This is a genomic window from Geodermatophilus arenarius (genome assembly GCF_042654585.1).
Classification (GTDB): Bacteria; Actinomycetota; Actinomycetes; order Mycobacteriales; family Geodermatophilaceae; genus Geodermatophilus; species Geodermatophilus arenarius.
Map to the genome: position 1 here is coordinate 60,640 of NZ_JBHSGR010000010.1, position 19,640 is coordinate 80,279.

Below are 19,640 nucleotides of genomic sequence, written 5' to 3' on the forward strand. Positions count from 1 at the left end.
GAGCCGGGGGCGCGCCCGCTGCCGCCGGTGCCCCCTCCCGTGTCCTCCCCGCCCCCCGCGGCGGCGTCCCCGGGGGCGTCGCCGCCCCCGCCGGCGCGCGACCGGTCCCGGCCGCTGCCCCCGCCGCCGTACCCGGTCGCCCCGCCGCCGGGCTCGGGCCTCCCGGGCACCCCGGCGGGCCGCCGCGCCATGCCCCCGGTGCCGCCGGCCCGGACCCGCCCGCCGGGCGCTCCCCGCACCGGGGACCAGCCCGGGGTGCAGGCCGACGGACGGCGCCCGGCGCCCCCCGGGGCCGACGTGCCCCCGCCCGCGGTCGTCCGGCCCGCGCCCCGTCCGCTGCCGCCGGTGCCCCCGCCGGTGCGGCGCCGCTTCATCCCGGCCGACGAGACGCAGGTCATCCCGATCCTGCACCTGCCCCCGGTCCCGCAGCCCGAGGGCGAGACCGAGGAGGAGGCACGGCGGCGGGAGGGCGCCCCCGGCGGCAGCCGCGGCCTCCTGCGCGCCGCCGGGACGATGGCGGTGGCCACGCTGGTCTCCCGGATCACCGGCCTGCTGCGCACGGTCGTGCTGGCCGCCGCGCTGGGCGTCGGGCTGGTCAACGACGCCTACAACACCGCCAACACGCTGCCCAACATCGTGTACGAGCTGCTGCTCGGCGGGGTGCTGACCTCGGTCATCGTGCCGCTGCTGGTGCACGCGCAGGAGCGCGACCGCGACGGCGGCGTCGCCTACGCCCAGCGGCTGTCCACGGTGGCGATCGCCGGGCTCCTGGTGGTCACCGCGGTCGCCGTCGTCGTCGCTCCGGCCCTGACCGCGCTGTACGGCATCCAGGAGGACCCCGACCAGGTGCGACTGGCCAACTGGCTGGCCCGGATCCTGCTCGTGGAGATCGTCTTCTACGGCATCGGCGCGCTGGCGCAGGCGATCCTCAACTCGCGCGGGGTGTTCGGCCCGCCGGCGTGGGCGCCGGTCCTCAACAACGTCGTCGTCATCGCCACCGGCGTGCTGTTCGTGATGGCGAGCGGGCCCGGCGACCTCGAGCCGCGGACGATCACCCCCGGCCAGGTGTGGCTGCTCGGCGGCGGCACGCTGCTCGGCATCGCCGTCCAGGCGCTGGTGCTGGTGCCGCTGCTGCACCGGGCCGGCGTGCCGCTGCGACCCCGGTGGAGCCTGCGGCAGACCGGGCTGCGCGAGGTCGGCGGGCTGGGCCTGTGGGTGGTCCTCTACGTGGCGGTCAGCCAGGTCGGCGTCGTCGTGGCCACGCGCGTGGCCAACGCGGCCGCCCGCGAGGGCGGGCTGGGCTCGAGCGCCTTCGCCTACGCCAGCCTGCTGTTCCAGATGCCCTACGGGATCATCGGCGTCGCGCTGCTCACCGCCCTGGTGCCGCGGATGAGCCGCGCCGCCGCCCGGAACGACGTCCCCGGCGTCGTCCAGGACCTCTCCCTCGGCACGCGGCTGTCCGCGCTGGGGCTGCTGCCGGTCGCCGCCGCGCTCACCGTCGTCGGCCCGGCGCTGGGGGTCGTCGCCTTCGCCCGCGGCAACACCTCGGTCGACGAGGCGCAGGGCATCGGCGCGGCCCTGGCCGTCGGCGCGTTCGGGCTGCTGCCCATGGCCGTCACGCTCCTGCAGCTGCGCGTCTTCTACGCGATGAAGGACGCCCGGACGCCGACGCTGATCCAGGTCGGCATGGTCCTCGTCCGGGTGCCGCTGCTGCTGCTCGTGCCGGCGCTGGTCGAGCCCGAGCACGTCGTCGCCGGGCTGATGCTGGCCACCAGCCTCACCTACCTCGCCGGCTGGGTGCTCGGGCACCTGGCGCTGCGGCGGCAGCTCGGCGCCGAGCCGGGTGTGGCGCGGGGCGGGGCGCTGGGCCCGGTGCTGCGGATGGTGCTGGCGGTGGCGGTGGCGGCCGGCGTCGGCTGGGTCGTCGTCCGCGTGACCCACGACGCGTTCGGCACGTCACTGACGGGCTCGCTCGGCACCCTGTCGATCGGTACCGTGGTCGTCGGCGTCACGGCCCTCGCCGGGTTCGTGCTCGCCCGCGTCCCGGAGCTCCGGGGACCCCTCGCCGCCGTGCGCGCGGCTGGGCCGCGGGTGAGCGGCGGACCGGCGGGCACGGACGGCGTCCCCGGGGCAGCGCGCAGCCGGGGGGAGCGGACAGGGGGTCGGACACGTCCATGACGGCGACGATCACCGGCCTCCCCGACCGGTACCGACCGCTGGACGAGGTCGGGCCCGAGGAACGCACCCCGACCGGCGTCATCCACTGCTGGCGCGCGAAGGACCGCATCCTCAACCGCGACGTCGCCATCCGCGTGCACGTCCCCGGCGGCCCCCCGGCCCGCGCCTGGATCGCCCGCGCCCTCACCGCCGGCGGCCTGGCCACCCCCGCGCTGGCCATGGTCTACGACGCCTCGGAGGGCAGCGGCGGCGAGGCCGGCGCGGCCTACGTCGTCAACGAGTGGATCGAGGGGCAGACCCTCGCCGAGCGGCTGCGGTCCGGGCCGATGGGCGAGCGGGAGGCCCGCACCGTCCTGCGCCGGCTGGCCGAGGGCGTCGCCGAGGCGCACCGGGTCGGCCTCGCCGTCGGCGGCCTGACCCCCGAGACCGTCGTCCTGCGGCCCAACGGGCTGGTCGGCCTCCGCGCCGTCCCCGCGGCCACGGGCTCCGTGCAGGAGGACATCGCCGCCCTCGGCGCGCTGCTCGAGTACTGCCTCACCGGCCGGCAGGCCGGCGTCCCCGGGCCCGACGGCGTCCCCGCCGCCGCCCCGGTCATCGCCCAGCCGGACCTGGCCGCCCTCGTCCGCCGCGCCCGCTCCACCGAGCCCGGCGCCCGGCTGGCCAGCGCCGCGGCGATGGCCGCGCTGCTCACCGAGCGGCCGCGGTCCTCGGCCGTGCCGGTCCGCGGCCGCGACGAGAGTGACAGCGGCTGGCTGCGGCGCCTGCGCGAGCACCGCGAGGCCGGGCAGCCCGCCGCGCCGGCGCAGGACGCCGACCGGCCGCAGGGGCGCGAGCCCGACACCCTGCCGCCGGTGCCGCTCGGTCCCGCGCGCTCCCTCCCGCCGGTGCCGGCCGAGGGCTCCCACGACGTCGACGTCCTCGGTGAGCCGGTCGAGGAGGACGAGGACGACGCCGAGGACCCGCCCGGCCGCCGCCGGTTCCTGGTCGCCGGCCTGCTGCTGGCCGCCCTGGTCGTCGTCGTGCTGCTCGCCTGGTGGGTGGGCACCAACCTGCTCTCGGTCGCCACGAACGTCGACGAGCGGCCCGGCACGCCCGTGGTCCCGTCCAGCAGCGCGCCCGCCGAGGACAGCGCCGCCCCCGCGCCGGAGGCCGGCACGCCCCTGCCGATCCGCGACGCCACCGTCTTCGACCCCTTCGGCGACGGCGAGCCGGAGAACACCGACGAGGTGCCGGCCACCCACGACGGCGACCCGGCCACCACCTGGTCCACGCTGACCTACCGGGGCTCGGCCGACTTCGGCAACCTCAAGCCCGGCGTCGGCGTCGTCTACGACCTCGGCTCGGCCCAGGCGATCGGCGGCGTCACGCTGACGACGACCACCCCGGGCATCGCCGTCGAGGTCCGCACCGGCGAGGCCCCCGACGGCGACCTCGACTCCTTCGCCGTCGCCACCTCCGGCAGCGTCGACGGGACCACCGACCTCGCCTTCGACGAGCCGGTGACCGCGCAGTACGTCCTGGTGTGGGTGACCGGCCTGGTCCCCGCCGAGGACGGCTTCGCCGGCGACCTGGCCGAGGTCGCCGTCACCCCCGCCGCGGGGGAGTGACCTGCACGTCAGCGGCCTGTTCGCGGGAATCCCGCCCTACGATGCGGCGTTGTGCCCCGCGTGACGGACCCCCAGCCCACCCCCGGCCCCGCGACGACCACCGAGGTCGAGTCACCCGTGATCCCGCCCGCGGAGCGCGACGGCATCCGCGACCTGGTCATCATCGGATCGGGTCCCGCCGGTTACACGGCGGCCGTCTACGCCGCCCGGGCGAACCTGCACCCGCTGGTCTTCGAGGGCTCCCAGTTCGGCGGCGCCCTGATGACCACCACCGAGGTGGAGAACTTCCCCGGCTTCGCCGAGGGCATCCAGGGCCCGCAGCTGATGATGGACATGCGCCAGCAGGCCGAGCGCTTCGGCGCCGAGCTGGTCGCCCGCGACGTCACCGAGGTCGACCTCACCGCCACCCCCAAGGTGGTCAAGGTCGGCGACGAGGTGACCCTCGCGCACGCGGTCATCGTCGCCACCGGCTCCAAGTACCGGTACCTCGGCCTCGACAACGAGCAGCGCCTGCTCGGCCACGGCGTCTCCGCCTGTGCCACCTGTGACGGCTTCTTCTTCCGCGACCAGGACATCGTCGTGGTCGGCGGCGGCGACTCGGCGATGGAGGAGGCCACCTTCCTCACCCGCTTCGCCAAGTCGGTGACCGTCGTGCACCGCCGCGAGGAGCTGCGCGCCTCGAAGATCATGCAGAAGCGCGCGCAGGACAACGAGAAGATCCGCTGGGCGCTGGGCAAGCAGGTCACCGACGTGCTCGGTGACCGGACCGTCTCCGGCGTGCAGCTGACCGACGTCGCCACCGGCAGCACCGAGGAGCTCCCCGTCAGCGGCGTGTTCGTGGCCATCGGCCACGACCCGCGCAGCGAGATGTTCGCCGGGCAGCTCAAGCTCGACGACGAGGGCTACGTGCAGGTGGAGCACCCCACCACCCGCACCAACATCGACGGCGTCTTCGCCTGCGGTGACGTCGTGGACCACATCTACCGCCAGGCGATCACGTCGGCCGGCACCGGCGCCGCGGCGGCCATCGACGCCGAGCGCTGGCTGGCCGAGACCTTCGACGAGCGCTGACGGAGGCCCCCCTATGAGGGGGCCGTCCCGGCACGTCACCACCCCCGGGCATACCGCACCCCCTCCGCGGGTTACTCCCCGCGGAGGCCGACCGACCTCGACCGCGACAGAGGAGAACGACCATGGCAGGCAACACCGTGACGGTGACCGACGCGACCTTCGCCAACGAGGTGCTGGGCAGTGACAAGCCCGTCCTCGTCGACTTCTGGGCGGAGTGGTGCGGGCCGTGCAAGATGGTCGCCCCGGTGCTCGAGGAGATCGCCAAGGAGCACGGCGAGAAGCTGACGATCGCCAAGCTCAACATCGACGAGAACCCGCAGATCGCCCGCGACTACCAGGTCATGTCGATCCCGACGATGACCGTGTTCCAGGGCGGCAAGCCGGTCAAGAGCATCATCGGCGCCAAGCCCAAGGGCGCGATCCTCTCCGACCTCGCCGACTACATCTGAGCCGCGGGCTCCGGCTCCCGAGGGCCCGTCTGGGGACGTCCCAGGCGGGCCCTCGCCGTTCCCGGGGCGGGACGGGCCCCGGGTGGGCCGGGAGGCGTCGCGGAGGCGACAATCGTGGGCACGATGGGTAGCGAGAGCGACATGCAGCCGCTGGGTCCGGGCAGCCACGGAGCCGCCGTCGCAGACGTACAGGCCGCGCTGCGCAGCCTGGGCCTGCTCCGGCCCACCGACGGCGCCGGGCCCGCCGACGGCGTCTACGACGAGGCCACCGCGCTCGCCGTCCGCCACTTCCAGCAGGTCCGCGGGCTGTCAGTGGACGGCCGGGTCGGCGAGGAGACCTACCGGGCGCTGTCGGAGGCGCGCTGGTCGCTGGGCGACCGGCTGCTGCACCACGACCCCGAGCGTCCCGTGCGCGGCGACGACGTCACCAGCCTGCAGGAGCGGCTGCTCGAGCTCGGCTACGACGCCGGCCGCGCCGACGGCATCTTCGGCCGCGACACCGAGTCCGGCCTGCAGGCCTTCCAGCGCGACTACGGCCTCACCGCCGACGGCACCTGCGGGCCCGCGACGCTGCGGGCGCTGCGCCAGCTGGGCCGCAAGGTGACCGGCGGGCGCCCCCAGCTGCTGCGGCAGAGCGCCGAGTTCGTCGAGAGCGGGCCGCACCTGATCGGCCGGCGCATCGTCGTCGACCCCGGCCACGGCGGCGCCGACACCGGCTTCGCCGCCGGCGAGACCACCGAGGCCGACCTGGTGCTGGACCTCGCCAGCCGGATCGAGGGGCGGCTGGCCGCGGCCGGCGCCACGGTCTACCTGACCCGCGGCCGCGAGCAGAACCCGGCGCCGGCCGAGCGGACCGCGTTCGCCAACGACGCCGGCGCCGACCTGTTCATCTCCCTGCACGTGGACGCCCACGACTCGCCGCACGCCCGCGGGGTGGCCAGCTACTACTACGGCACCGGCTCGGGGACGTCGTCGACGGTGGGGGAGCGCTTCGCCGACCTGGCCCGCCGCGAGGTGGTGGCCCGCACCGGCATGCTCGACCTCGGCGGGCACCCCAAGACCTGGGACCTGCTGCGGATGACCCGGATGCCCGCGGTGCGGCTCGACGTCGGCTACCTGTCGCACCCGGTCGACCGGCTGCTGCTGCTCGACGCCCGGCTCCGCGGCACCGTGGCCTCGGCCGTGCTGGCCGCCGTCCAGCGGCTGTTCCTGCCCGCCGAGGCGGACCCGCCCACCGGCACGTTCGTCCTCCCCCAGAGGGTGTGACGGGTGGGGCGCCTGGCACCCCAGGTGTGACGGGTCCGTCTCACCCGCCGTGTCGGGCGGGCGGTCGCGGCGGCCTCCCTACACTCGGTCCGTGGCCTCTCTCCCGCCGTCGCACGGCCAGCCGCACCGCACGCCGCCGCAGCAGCACGGGCACGTGGTGCCCCGCCACCCGCGGCTGGACCCGCTGGCCGACCGGTACGCAGCCCGCACGCACGGCATGAAGAGCTCGGAGATCCGCGCACTCTTCTCCGTCGTCAGCCGGCCCGAGGTGGTCTCGCTGGCCGGCGGCATGCCCGCCGTCACCGCACTGCCGCTGGACGCCGTCGGGTCGATGATCGGCGAGCTGGTCAGCGGCATGGGCGCGCAGACCCTGCAGTACGGCTCCGGCCAGGGCGACCCGCGGCTGCGCGAGCGCATCTGCGACGTCATGGCGCTCGAGGGCATCACCGACGCCTCGCCCAGCGAGGTCGTGGTGACCGTCGGCTCGCAGCAGGCCCTGGACCTGGTGACCCGCGTCTTCTGCGACCCGGGCGACGTCATCCTCGCCGAGGGCCCGTCCTACGTCGGCGCGCTCGGGGTCTTCCAGGCCGCCGAGGCGCGGGTGAAGCACGTCGCCATGGACGACGACGGGCTGGTCCCGGAGGCGCTGGAGCAGGCGCTGCTCGAGTGCCGGGCCAACGGCGACCGGGTCAAGTTCCTCTACACGGTGCCCAACTTCCACAACCCGGCCGGCGTGACGCTCTCCGAGCCGCGCCGCCAGGCGATCGTCGACATCGCCGACCGCTACGACCTGCTGGTCATCGAGGACAACCCCTACGGCCTGCTCGGCTTCGACCACGAGCCGATGCGCGCGCTGCGGGCCCGCGACGCGCAGCGGGTCATCTACCTCGGCTCGTTCTCCAAGACCTTCTCCCCGGGCCTGCGGGTGGGCTGGGTGCTCGCGCCGCTCGCCGTCCGCGAGAAGCTGGTGCTGGCCACCGAGGCGCAGGTGCTCTGCCCGCCCTCGCTCACCCAGTACGCCGTCGCCCGGTACCTGGACACCCAGCCCTGGCGCGAGCAGATCAAGCTGTTCACCGAGCTGTACCGGGAGCGGCGCGACGCCACGCTGGAGTCGCTCGACGCCCTGATGCCCCCGGGCACCACCTGGACCCGGCCCGACGGCGGCTTCTACGTGTGGCTGAAGCTCCCGAACGGCCTGGACGCCAAGCTCATGCAGCCGCGCGCGGTGGGCGCGCACGTCGCGTACGTCCCCGGCATCGGCTTCTACGCCGACGGGTCGGGCCGCGAGTACATGCGGCTGTCCTACTGCTACCCCGAGCCGGACCAGATCCGGGAGGGCGTGCGCCGGCTGGCCCGGGTCATCGAGGCCGAGCTGGACCTGCACTCCACCTTCGACGCCGTCGACACCGGCACCTTCCGCGCCGTCGGCCGGACCGACACCACCGCCGAGACGATCGTCGGCCCCGCCAGCAGCGACCGGATCGAGGACTGACGTGACCGAACCCGTGACCGACCCCGCCGCACCGGCCGCCCCGGAGGACGAGGAGACCGCGTTGCGCGCCGTCGTCCTGGCCGGCGGCCTGACCTTCGAGCGCGAGGTCAGCCTGTCCTCGGGCACCCAGGTGGTGGAGGAGCTGGCCCGCGTCGGTGTCGACGCCGAGCTGCGCGACGCCGACGCGGAGCTGCTGCCCGGCCTGGCCGCCGCCCCCGCCGACGCGGTGTTCATCGCCCTGCACGGCGCCACCGGCGAGGACGGCGCCCTGCGCGCGGTCCTCGACCTGGCCGGCGTCCCCTACGTCGGCTCCCCGGCCGCGGCCTGCCGGCTGGCCTGGGACAAGCCCGCGGCCAAGTCGGTGGTGCGCACGGCCGGGGTGACGACGCCGGACTGGGTGGCGCTGCCGCACAGCACCTTCCGCGAGCTGGGCGCCGGCGCCGTCCTCGACCTCATCGTCGCCCGGCTCGGGCTGCCGCTGATGGTCAAGCCGGCCTCGGGCGGCTCGGCGCTGGGCGCGCAGAAGGTCACCCGTGTCGAGGACCTGCCCGCGGCGATGGTCAGCTGCTTCGCCTACGGCGACACGGTCCTCGTCGAGCGGTTCGTCGACGGCGTGGAGCTGGCCCTGTCGGTGGTCGACCTGGGGGAGGGGCCGCAGGCGCTGCCGGCGGTGGAGATCGCACCGGAGTCCGGCGTCTTCGACTACACCGCCCGCTACACGCCCGGGCTGACCGAGTACCACGCGCCGGCCCGCGTGTCCGAGGACGTCGCGGCCCGCGCGGCCGAGGTCGCGGTGCGGGTGCACCGGGCGCTGGGCCTCGCGGACCTGTCCCGCACCGACGCGATCGTCTCGCCCGACGGCGAGGTGCACTTCCTCGAGGTGAACGTCTCCCCGGGGCTGACCGAGACCTCGATGTTCCCCATGGCGGTCGAGGCCGCCGGGCACGACCTGGGCGAGGTCCTCTCGCGGCTGCTCACCCGCCGGGCGCAGAGCTCGCGGTGACGTAGAGACAGAGGCCCGGTTCCGTCCGTGACGGAACCGGGCCTTTCTCGTCGTCAGGCGCCTTCCGACTCCTCGCGGCGGCCGGTCAGGTCCGGCGCCATCTGGCCGATGATGCGCTGCAGGTCGTCGACCGAGCCGAACTCGACGACGATGCGGCCCTTGGCCCGGCCGATCTGGATCTTCACCTTGGTCTCGAAGACGTCGGACAGCCGGCCGGCGAGGTCCTCGACACCCGGCGCGCTGATCCGGCGGGCGCGGCGGCGGGAGGCCGGCTGCTCGGCCACGGCGAGCGCGACCGCCTCCTCTGTGGCGCGCACCGACAGCCCCTCGGCCACGATCCGGGCGGCCAGGGCCTCCTGCGCCTCGGCGTCGTCGAGGCCCAGCAGCGCCCGCGCGTGCCCGGCGGAGATGACGCCCGCGGCGACCCGGGTCTGGACCTTCACCGGCAGCTTGAGCAGCCGGATGGTGTTGGTGACCTGCGAGCGGCTGCGGCCGATCCGCTGCGCCAGCTCCTCGTGGGTGGCGCCGAACTCCTCCAGCAGCTGCTGGTAGGCCGCCGCCTCCTCCAGCGGGTTGAGCTGGACGCGGTGGATGTTCTCCAGCAGTGCGTCTCGGAGCAGGGCGTCGTCCTCGGTGTCCCGGACGATCGCCGGCACCGTCTCCAGCTCGGCCGCGCGCGCGGCCCGCAGCCGCCGCTCGCCCATGATGAGCTCGTAGGGCGCACCGCCGTCGCCGTCGGTGCGCTCGCGCACGACGATCGGCTGCAGCAGGCCGAACTCGCGCACCGAGTGGGTGAGCTCCTCGAGCGCCTCGTCGTCGAAGACCTGCCGCGGCTGGCGCGGGTTGGGGACGACGTCGCTGACGGCGACCTCGCGCAGCTGCGCGCCGGGGACGCCGACCGCGGCCGTGCCCGGAGACGACGCGGCCTGCGCGGCGACCGTCGCGGCCGCCTGCGCCGCCGGTGGCAGCAGGGTGACCGGCGCCGGCGCCCCACCCGTCCCGGGCGTCCCACCCGTCTCGGGGGCGGCCGGGGCCGGGCCGTCGGTCTCGGGCAGCGTCGGCTGCTCGACCGGAGGGGCGGTGGGGATCAGCGCCGCGAGACCCCGGCCGAGGCCGCCACGCTTGCTCATCGGGTCTCCTCGTCGACGGAGGTCGGAACGGGCAGGACGGCGGCGTCGGTGCCGGCGAACGCGGGGTCGGCGTGCCGGGCGGTGCCCGGCCGGACGGCGGGCATCGGCGCGGTCGCCGGCGCGGGGGGCGGCGGCGGGGGGCCCATCGGCCGGACGTCGATCGGTTCCAGGCCGACGCCGCGCTCGGCGAGCTCGCGCGCGGCCTCGACGTAGCTGGTGGAGCCGCGCGAGCCCGGGTCGTAGGTGAGCACGGACTGCCCGTACCCCGGCGCCTCGGACACCCGGACGTTGCGCGGGATGACCGTCGCCAGCACCAGGTCCCCGAAGTGGCTGCGGACCTCCTCGGCGACCTGGTCGGCGAGCTTGGTGCGGCCGTCGTACATCGTCAGCAGGATGGTGCGGACGGCGATCCCCGGGTTGAGGTGCGCGCGCACCAGCTCGATGTTGTTGAGCAGCTGGCCCAGGCCCTCCAGCGCGTAGTACTCGCACTGGATCGGGATGAGCACCTCGTCGCCGGCCACCAGCGCGTTGAGCGTCAGCAGGCCCAGCGACGGCGGGCAGTCGATGAGGACGTAGTGCGGGCGCTGGTCCTCGGGCAGGCCGTGGATGTAGCCCTCGATCGCCCGGCGCAGGCGGTACTCGCGGGCGACGACGGAGACCAGCTCGATCTCCGCGCCGGCCAGGTCGATCGTCGCCGGGACGCAGCGCAGGTTCGGGCTGGCCGTCGTCGGGTGGACGACGTCGGCCAGCGAGCTGTCCCCGACGAGGGCGTCGTAGATCGACGGCGTCCCCACCGTGTGCTCCACACCGAGGGCGGTGCTGGTGTTGCCCTGCGGGTCGAGGTCGATGACCAGCGCCCGCAGGCCGTAGAGCGCCAGCGCCACGCCCAGGTTGACCGTGGAGGTGGTCTTCCCGACGCCGCCCTTCTGGTTGGCGACGGTGATGACCCGGATGCGCCCGGGTGCGGGGAACGGCTCCTGGTCGGCGGCGTGCAGCACCCGGGTGGCCCGCAGCGCCTCCATCGCGATGGGACTGTCGAAGTCCCCGCCGGAGTGGGCCGCCGAGTCGGCCGCGAGGCTGCTGCGCAGCCGCTGGCCCGGGTCGGTCATCGCGGGTCCTCCCTGCCGACCCGTTTCACGTGGAACGGGACGGGTACCTGGTCGCGTTCCACGTGGAACGCCGTCGTCGTCCCGCGGGGCCTCACCGTCGGCCCCGCGTCATCACCACCACGGTAGTGGCAGCGTCCCCCAGCCCGGCGCCGACAGCCCGGACGTGGACGTCGCGCATGCCCGCGGCCTCCAGCTCGGGGACCAGCGCGGGCAGCTCCTCCACCGCGCGGGCGCCGACGAGGGCCACCAGCTGGGCGCCGGGCCGCAGCAGGCCGCGGCTCCAGCCGACCAGCCGGGGCAGCGCGGCGACCGCCCGGGCGGTGACGACGTCGACCGGGCCGACGGCGGTCACCACCGAGCGCTCCTCGGCGCGGCCGCGGACCACGCGCCACGGGGCGCCGAGCTCGGCGACGACCTCCTCGAGGAACTCGACCCGGCGGGCCATGGGCTCCACCAGGGTCATCCGCAGGTCCGGCCGGGCCAGAGCGAGCGGGATCCCCGGGAGGCCGGCGCCGCTGCCGACGTCGACCACCCGGGCCCCCTCGGGCACGGCCTCCGCGACGGCGGCGCTGTTGAGCACGTGCCGCTCCCACAGCCGCGGGACCTCCCGCGGGCCGATCAGCCCGCGGGTGACGCCGTCGGAGGCGAGCCGGGCGACGTAGCGCTCGGCGCCGGGCAGCCCCGCCCCGAAGACGGAGGCGGCCACCTCCGGGGCGGGTGGGGCGGACGGGACGGGAGTGTCGCTCACCGCTCCGGCAGGACCACGACGCGGCGGTTGGGCTCCTCGCCCTCGGACTCGCTGCGCACCCCGGGGACGCCGGCGACGACGTCGTGGACGACCTTGCGCTCGAAGGGGTTCATCGGCGCGAGCCGCTCGGGCTGCCCGGTGCCGGCGACCCGGCGGGCGGCCTCGGCGGCCATGGAGGTGAGGTCCGCGCGCCGCCGGGCCCGGTAGCCGCCGATGTCGAGCATCAGCCGGCTGCGGACGCCGGTGGCCTGGGCGACGGCCAGCCGGGTGAGCTCCTGCAGCGCCTCCAGGACGGAGCCGTCGGAGCCGACCAGGTCGTCGAGGTCGCCGCCGACGATGGCGACCGAGGCGCGGTCGCCCTCGACGTCGAGGTCGATGTCCCCGTCCACGTCGAGGATGTCGAGCAGGCGCTCGAGGTAGTCGCCGGCGACGTCGCCCTCGCGGACGAGCAGGTCGGTGCCGGTGGCGGCGGCGCGGCCGTTCCCCGAGGGGGCGGGCGCGACCTCGTCGGTGGGCTCGAGGACGGCGTCGGTGCTGTCGTCGTCGGCGTCGGGGAGGTCGGGGGTCTCGGCCGGTGCGGTGTGGTTCGGGACGCTCACGGAGGTACCTCCAGTCGGTGCGGGCGGCCGGGGCGGGCCCGGAGGTCGGAGGCCGGAGGGCGCGTGGTCGCTGCTCCTCCCGGCGGGTCCGCGGCGAGCGGCGTCGGGGGACGCCGTTCGCCGCGGACCGGGGTCTAGCGGCGCTTGCGCTTGCCGCCGGTGCCGGCGGGCCGGCCGTGCGGGCCGCGGTTCGCGGGCCGGGGGGCGCGGGTCCCGCCGCCGGAGCGGCCCCCGGAGGCGGTCCCGCCCGCGGCGGTCGCCCCGCCGCCCGTGCCGCCGCCCCCGGCTCCGTTCGCGCTGCCGGTGCCGTTCGCGCCGGTGCCGTTCGCGCCGGTGCCGTTCGCGCCGGTGCCGGTGCCGGTGCCGGTGGCGCCGTTCCCGCCGGCCGGGGTGCCGTCCGCCGGGGCCCCGTCGGCGCCGCCCTTGGTCAGCTCGACGCCGGCGGCCGCCGGCCGGCCGCTCTTGCCGCGCACCGGCTTGGCGCCGGGCCGGGGGGCGAGCGTCTTGGGGTCGATCGCGGGCTTCTCGGCCGCGGCCTTCGCCTTGGCGGCGGGGCTGCCGGGCGGGGGCATCTTGCGCAGGATGAAGAACTGCTGGCCCAGCGTCCACAGGTTGTTCGTCATCCAGTACAGGAGGACGCCGATGGGGAAGAAGAAGCCGGTGACGAAGAGGCTGACCGGCATGCCGTAGAGCAGCAGCTTCTGCACCATCGCGGCCTGGCCCTCGACCGGCCCCGAGCGCTTCATGATCTGCTTCTGCGTGACGAAGGTCGTCACGCACATGACCACCATGAGGATCAGCGCGACCGTGCGGATGCCGCCCTGGCTGACGCCGGGCAGCGCCAGGATGTCGGTGGCCTTCTGACCCGACATGGTGAACGACGAGGAGATCGGCGCCCCGAACAGCTCCGCCTTGGCGGCCTGGTCGGTGAGCTGGTCGTCCCAGCTGTAGAGACCGGGGGCGCCCGGCCGCAGCCGGCGCAGCACGTGGAACAGCGCGAGGAAGACCGGGATCTGCGGGAGGATCGGCAGGCAGCCGGCCAGCGGGTTGACCCCGCGCTCCTTCTGCAGCGCCATCATCGCCTGGCTGAAGCCCTGGCGGTCCGCGCCGTACTGCTTGCGCAGCTTCTGGATCTCCGGCTGGATCTCCTGCATCGCCCGCTGGCTCTTGATCTGCTTGACGAACAGCGGGAACAGCAGCAGCCGGACGGTGACGACGAGGAACACGATCGACAGCGCCCAGGTGATGCCACCGGCCGGGTCGAGGAACGTCGAGAACACCGAGTGCCACGTCTTCATGACGAAGGCGATGGCGGTGTAGAGCCAGTCAAGCAACGGAGGACTCCTCCTGCGGGGCCCGGCGGGACGCCGGCGGGGTCTCGGGGGCGGGGCGACGGGCACCGTCGGCGGCGGGCACGCCGTCGGCGGGGGCCGCGGGTGCCGCTGTCATCGACGTGCGGCCGTCGCCACCGGTTCCGGGGCGTCCCCGGCCCGCGCGCGGCGCGGGGACCGGGTCGTAGCCGCCGGGGTGCCAGGGCGCGCACTTGAGCAGCCGCCGCAGCGCCAGCCACGACCCGCGGGCGGCGCCGTGGACGGCGACCGCCTCGGCGGCGTAGGCGCTGCAGGTGGGGGCGAAGCGGCAGCGCGGCGGCAGCGCGGGGCTGACGGCGCGGGAGTAGAAGCCGACGGCGGCCAGCAGCGCGCGGGCCACCGGTCCGGGACGCCGGGCCGCGGGGGCGCTCACGAGGACCGCGTCCGCTCGGCCGACGGCCGGGACCGCTCCGCGAGCACCCGGTCCAGGCCGGCGGCCAGGTCGCGGCGCAACTGCGCGGAGGTCGCCGTCGCGGCGTCGGGGCGGGCCCGGACGACGAGGTCGGCGCCGGCGGGCAGCCGGCCGAGCTCCTCGCGCACGGCGGCGCGCAGCTGCCGGGTCACGCGGTGCCGGACCACGGAGTTGCCGACCGCCTTGCCGACCACGAACCCGGCACGGGGCCCGGCGGGCGTCCCGTCCCCGGGCACGTCGAGACCCCCGGCCGTGCGGGCCGGGGGTCGGACGGGGAGGTAGTGGAGCACCATGGTCGGCCGACCGGCACGCCGGCCCGACCGGACGACCGCGGTGAACTCCGGACGCCGGCGCAGGCGGGCCTGCGCGGGCAGCACCTCAGGCGGAGAGCTTCTCGCGACCCTTGCGGCGGCGGCCGGCGAGGATCGCGCGGCCTGCGCGGGTGCGCATCCGCAGCCGGAAGCCGTGGGTCTTGGACCGGCGGCGGTTGTTCGGCTGGAAGGTGCGCTTGCTCACGGGGTACTCCTACGGCAGGACATCGGTGGTGCGGCCGGCCGGTGGGCAGGCACGCGGCGGGGCTCCGGGAGAGGCGGCGGGGCCACTCCGCGGGACCCCGCGAGGCTGGCGCTGTGGGCCCCGGCACCGGCGGCCCGGGACACGGACGGCGCCGGGATCCGGCGGACGACCGCGTCCGCGCACCGCTACCGGTCCACAGACTCCGACCAGCATAACCGAGGACGGCGGCGCCCGAGGACGCCGTTCCCGCGGTCCCGGTCACGCGACCGGCTCGCCGACGGCGACCCGCCAGGCTGCACCGTCCGGGCGGACGGTCGGTGTCGGCACGCCGACCGGCCGGGGACGACACGCCGAACGACACGCGCACCGGCCGTCCCAGGCGTCCCCGGACGTCGTTGCCGGGCTGTGGACGGGGCTGTTAGCGTCGCCGTCGCTCCGGTCCGGGCAGACCGCCCGGTACGGGGGCCGACCACCCGGTCGACCTGACCGCAGTCCGTCTCGAGCCGTATCACGACCTCCCTCCCGACCAGCGACGACCCCGCTGCGACCTGACATCTACAGGTCGACACGGCACCATGTCGCCGGTCGTGCACAGCCTGTGGACACTCGTGTGGAACCCGGGTGTCCAGGATGTCCACTTCCCGGGCAGCCGCGGCACCGGGGACGCCGGCTCCCGAGGACGCCGGAGGTCGGACAGCGGGGACGAACTGCAAGGGGAGGACACGGTCATGGCCGATGCCGCGGTGGACCTGGCGGAGGTCTGGGACTCGGTCCGCGAGCGGCTGGCGACCAGCCTCACCCGGCAGCAGAACGCGATGCTCAACCTGACCCGGCCGGTGGGCCTGGTCGGTGGCACCGCCGTGCTCGCCGCGCCCAACGAGTTCACCCAGACCGTGCTCGAGTCGCGGATGCGCCGGGTGCTTGCCGAGGCGCTGTCCGAGCAGCTCGGCCGGGACATCGGCGTCGCCATCCAGCTCGAGGACGCCCCCGCCTCGGCGCCCGCGCCCGAGGAGCAGCCGACCCGCCGGCCGTGGACGCCGGTGGACGCCGCCCCCAGCGACGAGGACCGCGAGCGGGCCGACGACGGCCGCAGCGCCTTCGGGGTGCGCAGCGACGCGCGTCCGCTCGACCGTGCCGGCTTCGAGCCCGCGCCGTTCGAGCCGGGCCCCTACGAGTCCTCGCCGTACGAGCCGGCGTCCTACGAGTCGGCCCCGTACGAGGCCGGCCCCTTCGAGCCCTACGACGCCGGCCGGGCCGACGCCGCCCGCCGGGACGCCGCGCGCCGGGAGGCGTCGTCCCCCGCCGACGCGCCGGCACCCGCCGGTGACGGCGTGGGGGAGTGGGGCGGCACCGACTGGAGCCCCGCGAGCCGCGGGCGCACCGGCCGCCGCCGCGGCCCGCGGGTCGGGGAGGGCGCCGAGGTGCTGCCCTTCGACCTCGGTGACGCCGCCCCCGACGGCGCCGACGAGCCCGCGCCGCAGCGCGGCGGGTCCCCCGGCCGCGCGTCCGGCACCGCGGTGCCGCTGTTCGGTGACCGCCGTCCACCGGCCGGCCTGGACCCGGGGCTGAACCCCAAGTACGTCTTCGACAGTTTCGTCATCGGCAACAGCAACCGGTTCGCCCACGCCGCGGCGGTCGCCGTCGCCGAGGCCCCGGCGCGGGCCTACAACCCGCTGTTCGTCTACGGCGACTCCGGGCTGGGCAAGACGCACCTGCTGCACGCGATCGGGCACTACGCGGCGCGGATGTTCCCCAACGTGCGGGTGCGCTACGTCAGCACCGAGGAGTTCACCAACGAGTTCATCAACCTGGTGCACTCCGGCCGGGCCGAGGACTTCCGCCGCCGCTACCGGGACATCGACTTCCTGCTCATCGACGACATCCAGTTCCTGGAGCGCGCCGAGCGGACGCAGGAGGAGTTCTTCCACACCTTCAACACGCTGCACAACGCGAGCAAGCAGATCGTCATCACCTCCGACCGGGCGCCGAAGAAGCTGACGACGCTCGAGGACCGGCTGCGCACGCGGTTCGAGTGGGGGCTGATCACCGACGTCCAGGCGCCGGACCTGGAGACCCGTATCGCGATCCTGCGCAAGAAGGCCTACGGCGAGCGGCTGCAGGTGCCCGACCCGGTGCTGGAGTTCATCGCCAGCAAGGTGCAGACCAACATCCGCGAGCTCGAGGGCGCGCTGATCCGGGTCACCGCCTTCGCCAGCCTCAACAAGCAGCAGGTCGACCTGCCGCTGGCCGAGCTGGTGCTCAAGGACCTCATCAGCGACGAGCAGGGCCCGCAGATCACCGCGGCGATCATCATGGCCGCGACCGCGGAGTACTTCTCCGTGACGATGGAGGAGCTGCAGGGCTCCAACCGCAGCCGCACGCTGGTCAACGCCCGCCAGATCGCCATGTACCTGTGCCGGGAGCTCACCGAGCTGTCCCTGCCGCGGATCGGGGCCTCCTTCGGCGGCAAGGACCACACCACGGTCATGCACGCGGTCAAGAAGATCACCAACCTGATGAGCGAGCGCCGGGCGACCTACACCCAGGTCACCGAGCTGACCGCGCGCATCAAGAGCCGCGCCCGCCAGTAGCCCCGGCGGCCCCTCGGAGGGCCCTCGGTCGGCCGTCGTCGGCCGTCACCGGCCCGCCGCGGTGGAGACACCGGGCCGGCTGTCCACAGCCGGTGGGCGGTGGCGGGGACCGGTCGTCGCCCGTCGTCCCGCGGTTGCCGGGCGGTCACCGGCTCCCGCCGTGTCGACATGCCGCCGAGTTGTCCCCAGGGATGTGCACACCCTGGGGAGATCGTCATCCCGGTGTGACCGGACCGCTCCGGGGAGCCGCGGCACCGGGTGTCGTCCCCAGGTGCTTCCCCAGTGTGTGCATCCAGCGACGTTCCGCCGTGGTGACCTGCGCTTTCGTGCCCCCGGAGGGCCGCCGTCCCCACCCGCGCCCGTCGTCGGCCGGCGCGGTCGCCGGGGGCCTGGGCACGGACTGGGGACAGACCGGGGGTGCAGCGGGGACGGGGCGTGGAGAGACGGCGACGCCTGTGCACCGCCGTCGAGATGTCCACGTGTCGACAACAACGGCACGTGACTTCCCCACAGCGAACCAACATGTCGACTCGGGCGCTGACCTGCGGGAAGGGGCCCGATCCCCAGCTTCCACACCGGTGATGACGGAGATGAGGGAGATAGATCCAGGTTTTCTCGAACCCCAGTAGGGGTGGGGACGCTGCGGCCCGGAGAGGCCCCGGGGCCGCAGCGGGACGGCAGCCGAGAGCAGGAGGAAGCAGGAGCGGCCACCTGATCGGGTCCCGGGTTCCCCCATCCACACCCCGACGGGCACGATGAACGACGCAACAGACACGGAGCCCCGTTCCCGGTCCGCACGGACGCCGGGGCACCGGGGTGCGCAGACGACAGCAGTGGGCCGTGCAGAGCTGGGGTGGGTCGGTCATGGAGTTCCGGGTGACACGCGAGGTGCTCGCGGATGCCGTCGCGTGGACGGCGCGCAGCCTCCCGCCGCGGCCGTCGGTGCCGGTCCTCGCCGGCATCCTGCTCGAGGTCGACGGCAGCCAGCTGTCGGTCTCCGGCTTCGACTACGAGGTCTCCGCGCGCGCGGAGGTCGACGTGCAGGCGGGGGAGAGCGGCCGCGTGCTGGTCCCGGGCCGGCTGCTCGCCGAGATCACCCGCGCGCTGCCGCCGCAGCCGGTCGACGTCCGCGCCGACGGCCCGCGGCTGGCGATCACCTGCGGCAACGCGCGGTTCAGCCTGCCCACGCTGCCGGTGGAGGACTACCCGTCGCTGCCGGCGATGCCGTCGTCGGCCGGCGTGGTGGACAGCGACGTCTTCGCCGAGGCGGTCGGCCAGGTCGCCGTCGCCGCCGGCCGCGACGACACCCTCCCCATGCTCACCGGCGTCCGGCTGGAGATCGACGACGACCGGGTGACCCTCGCCGCCACCGACCGCTACCGGCTGGCCGTGCGCGAGTTCGCCTGGCGCCCGGAGACCCCCGGCATCTCGGCCGCGGTGCTGGTCCCGGCGCGCACGCTCGCCGACGCCGCCCGGACCCTCACCAGCGGCCCGGAGATCGTGGTCTCGCTGTCCTCCAGCGGGTCCGGCGAGGGCATCCTCGGCCTGTCGGGCAAGGACCGGCAGACCACCACCCGGCTGCTGGACGCCGAGTTCGTCAAGTACCGCGCGATCATGCCGAGCGAGTCGGCCGCGCACGCCACGCTGCCGGTCGTGCAGTTCACCGACGCCGCCAAGCGCGTCGCCCTGGTCGCCGAGCGCGGCACCCCGCTGCGCTGCGAGTTCACCCCCGGCCAGGTCACGCTGCGCGCCGGCGGCAGCGACGACGAGGGCCAGGCCGAGGAGCGCTGCGACGTCGAGTTCGAGGGCGACCCGCTGACCATCGGCTTCAACCCGACGTTCCTGCTGGACGGGCTGGCCGCGGTGCACACCGGCCGGGCGCGGATGGACTTCACCAGCCCGCTCAAGCCCGCGGTGCTCTCCGGCGTCGAGGACCCGGCGACGGACGACGAGGACGGCGGCGAGCGCCCGGTGGAGCGCCCCGGCAGCTACCGCTACCTGATCATGCCGGTGCGCCTGCCGGGCTGACGTCGGCCGACGTCAGCCCGGAGGTGTCCCGGGCAGCCCGGGAGGGCACCGCACACCGCGGGCACCCGCAC

Annotated in this window: 17 protein-coding genes; 9 read left to right on the forward strand and 8 right to left on the reverse strand. The window is 75.4% G+C overall.

Annotated features, from left to right (window positions below; translation table 11 throughout):
* The first annotated feature begins 345 nt into the window (after positions 1-345).
* The 7 genes from murJ to ACFO3M_RS10985 all read left to right on the forward strand — a co-directional run bounded on the left by murJ (position 346) and on the right by ACFO3M_RS10985 (position 9,066).
* Positions 346-2,178 (forward strand): murein biosynthesis integral membrane protein MurJ, encoded by a 1,833-nt coding sequence (gene murJ / locus ACFO3M_RS10955; RefSeq protein ID WP_387988623.1) that lies wholly within the window; start codon positions 346-348, stop codon positions 2,176-2,178.
* Positions 2,175-3,785 (forward strand): protein kinase family protein, encoded by a 1,611-nt coding sequence (locus ACFO3M_RS10960; protein ID WP_387988624.1) that lies wholly within the window; start codon positions 2,175-2,177, stop codon positions 3,783-3,785. The genes murJ and ACFO3M_RS10960 overlap by 4 nt, the downstream gene beginning before the upstream one ends.
* A 51-nt stretch (positions 3,786-3,836) precedes the next feature.
* Positions 3,837-4,856: a thioredoxin-disulfide reductase gene (gene trxB, locus ACFO3M_RS10965; protein ID WP_456903458.1), complete on the forward strand. Its 1,020-nt coding sequence runs from the start codon at positions 3,837-3,839 to the stop codon at positions 4,854-4,856.
* A gap of 50 nt (positions 4,857-4,906) precedes the next feature.
* Entirely contained in the window at positions 4,907-5,305 is a 399-nt protein-coding gene (trxA, locus tag ACFO3M_RS10970) for a thioredoxin (RefSeq protein WP_465253860.1), read from the forward strand.
* A 123-nt stretch (positions 5,306-5,428) separates the two neighbouring features.
* Positions 5,429-6,571, forward strand: coding sequence for an N-acetylmuramoyl-L-alanine amidase (locus tag ACFO3M_RS10975; RefSeq protein ID WP_387988626.1), 1,143 nt, complete (start codon positions 5,429-5,431; stop codon positions 6,569-6,571).
* Between the two features lie 91 nt (positions 6,572-6,662).
* A complete protein-coding gene (locus tag ACFO3M_RS10980; RefSeq protein WP_387988627.1) occupies positions 6,663-8,063 on the forward strand; it encodes an aminotransferase-like domain-containing protein in 1,401 nt (466 codons plus the stop codon).
* A gap of 1 nt (position 8,064) precedes the next feature.
* On the forward strand, positions 8,065-9,066 hold the full coding sequence (locus ACFO3M_RS10985; protein ID WP_387988628.1) for a D-alanine--D-alanine ligase family protein: 1,002 nt from the start codon (positions 8,065-8,067) through the stop codon (positions 9,064-9,066).
* A gap of 53 nt (positions 9,067-9,119) precedes the next feature.
* Here ACFO3M_RS10985 and ACFO3M_RS10990 read toward each other — a convergent pair whose 3' ends face one another.
* The 8 genes from ACFO3M_RS10990 to rpmH all read right to left on the reverse strand — a co-directional run bounded on the left by ACFO3M_RS10990 (position 9,120) and on the right by rpmH (position 14,950).
* Positions 9,120-10,196: a ParB/RepB/Spo0J family partition protein gene (locus tag ACFO3M_RS10990; RefSeq protein ID WP_387988629.1), complete on the reverse strand. Its 1,077-nt coding sequence runs from the start codon at positions 10,194-10,196 to the stop codon at positions 9,120-9,122.
* Positions 10,193-11,305 (reverse strand): ParA family protein, encoded by a 1,113-nt coding sequence (locus tag ACFO3M_RS10995; RefSeq protein WP_387988630.1) that lies wholly within the window; start codon positions 11,303-11,305, stop codon positions 10,193-10,195. The genes ACFO3M_RS10990 and ACFO3M_RS10995 overlap by 4 nt, the downstream gene beginning before the upstream one ends.
* A gap of 91 nt (positions 11,306-11,396) precedes the next feature.
* Positions 11,397-12,053 carry a 16S rRNA (guanine(527)-N(7))-methyltransferase RsmG gene (rsmG, locus tag ACFO3M_RS11000; protein WP_387988631.1) on the reverse strand — a complete coding sequence of 219 codons (657 nt, stop codon included), beginning with the start codon at positions 12,051-12,053 and terminating at the stop codon, positions 11,397-11,399.
* Positions 12,050-12,652 carry a Jag family protein gene (locus tag ACFO3M_RS11005; RefSeq protein WP_387988632.1) on the reverse strand — a complete coding sequence of 201 codons (603 nt, stop codon included), beginning with the start codon at positions 12,650-12,652 and terminating at the stop codon, positions 12,050-12,052. Before ACFO3M_RS11005 ends, rsmG begins: the two co-directional genes overlap by 4 nt.
* A 134-nt stretch (positions 12,653-12,786) precedes the next feature.
* The gene (gene yidC / locus ACFO3M_RS11010; RefSeq protein WP_387988633.1) at positions 12,787-13,986 is read right to left on the reverse strand and encodes a membrane protein insertase YidC; all 1,200 of its coding nucleotides are present in this window, start codon (positions 13,984-13,986) and stop codon (positions 12,787-12,789) included.
* Positions 13,979-14,395 carry a membrane protein insertion efficiency factor YidD gene (gene yidD, locus ACFO3M_RS11015; protein ID WP_387988634.1) on the reverse strand — a complete coding sequence of 139 codons (417 nt, stop codon included), beginning with the start codon at positions 14,393-14,395 and terminating at the stop codon, positions 13,979-13,981. The genes yidC and yidD overlap by 8 nt, the downstream gene beginning before the upstream one ends.
* Positions 14,392-14,811 (reverse strand): ribonuclease P protein component, encoded by a 420-nt coding sequence (rnpA, locus tag ACFO3M_RS11020; protein WP_387988635.1) that lies wholly within the window; start codon positions 14,809-14,811, stop codon positions 14,392-14,394. The genes yidD and rnpA overlap by 4 nt, the downstream gene beginning before the upstream one ends.
* Position 14,812: 1 nt before the next feature.
* Positions 14,813-14,950 (reverse strand): 50S ribosomal protein L34, encoded by a 138-nt coding sequence (rpmH, locus tag ACFO3M_RS11025; protein ID WP_040338882.1) that lies wholly within the window; start codon positions 14,948-14,950, stop codon positions 14,813-14,815.
* A gap of 728 nt (positions 14,951-15,678) precedes the next feature.
* On the opposite strand from rpmH, the gene dnaA reads away from it, so the two are divergent.
* Both dnaA and dnaN read left to right on the forward strand, forming a co-directional pair.
* A complete protein-coding gene (gene dnaA, locus ACFO3M_RS11030) occupies positions 15,679-17,541 on the forward strand; it encodes a chromosomal replication initiator protein DnaA (RefSeq protein WP_387988636.1) in 1,863 nt (620 codons plus the stop codon).
* Positions 17,542-18,381: 840 nt separating this feature from the next.
* Positions 18,382-19,569 (forward strand): DNA polymerase III subunit beta, encoded by a 1,188-nt coding sequence (gene dnaN / locus ACFO3M_RS11035; RefSeq protein ID WP_387988637.1) that lies wholly within the window; start codon positions 18,382-18,384, stop codon positions 19,567-19,569.
* The last annotated feature ends 71 nt before the right edge of the window (positions 19,570-19,640 follow it).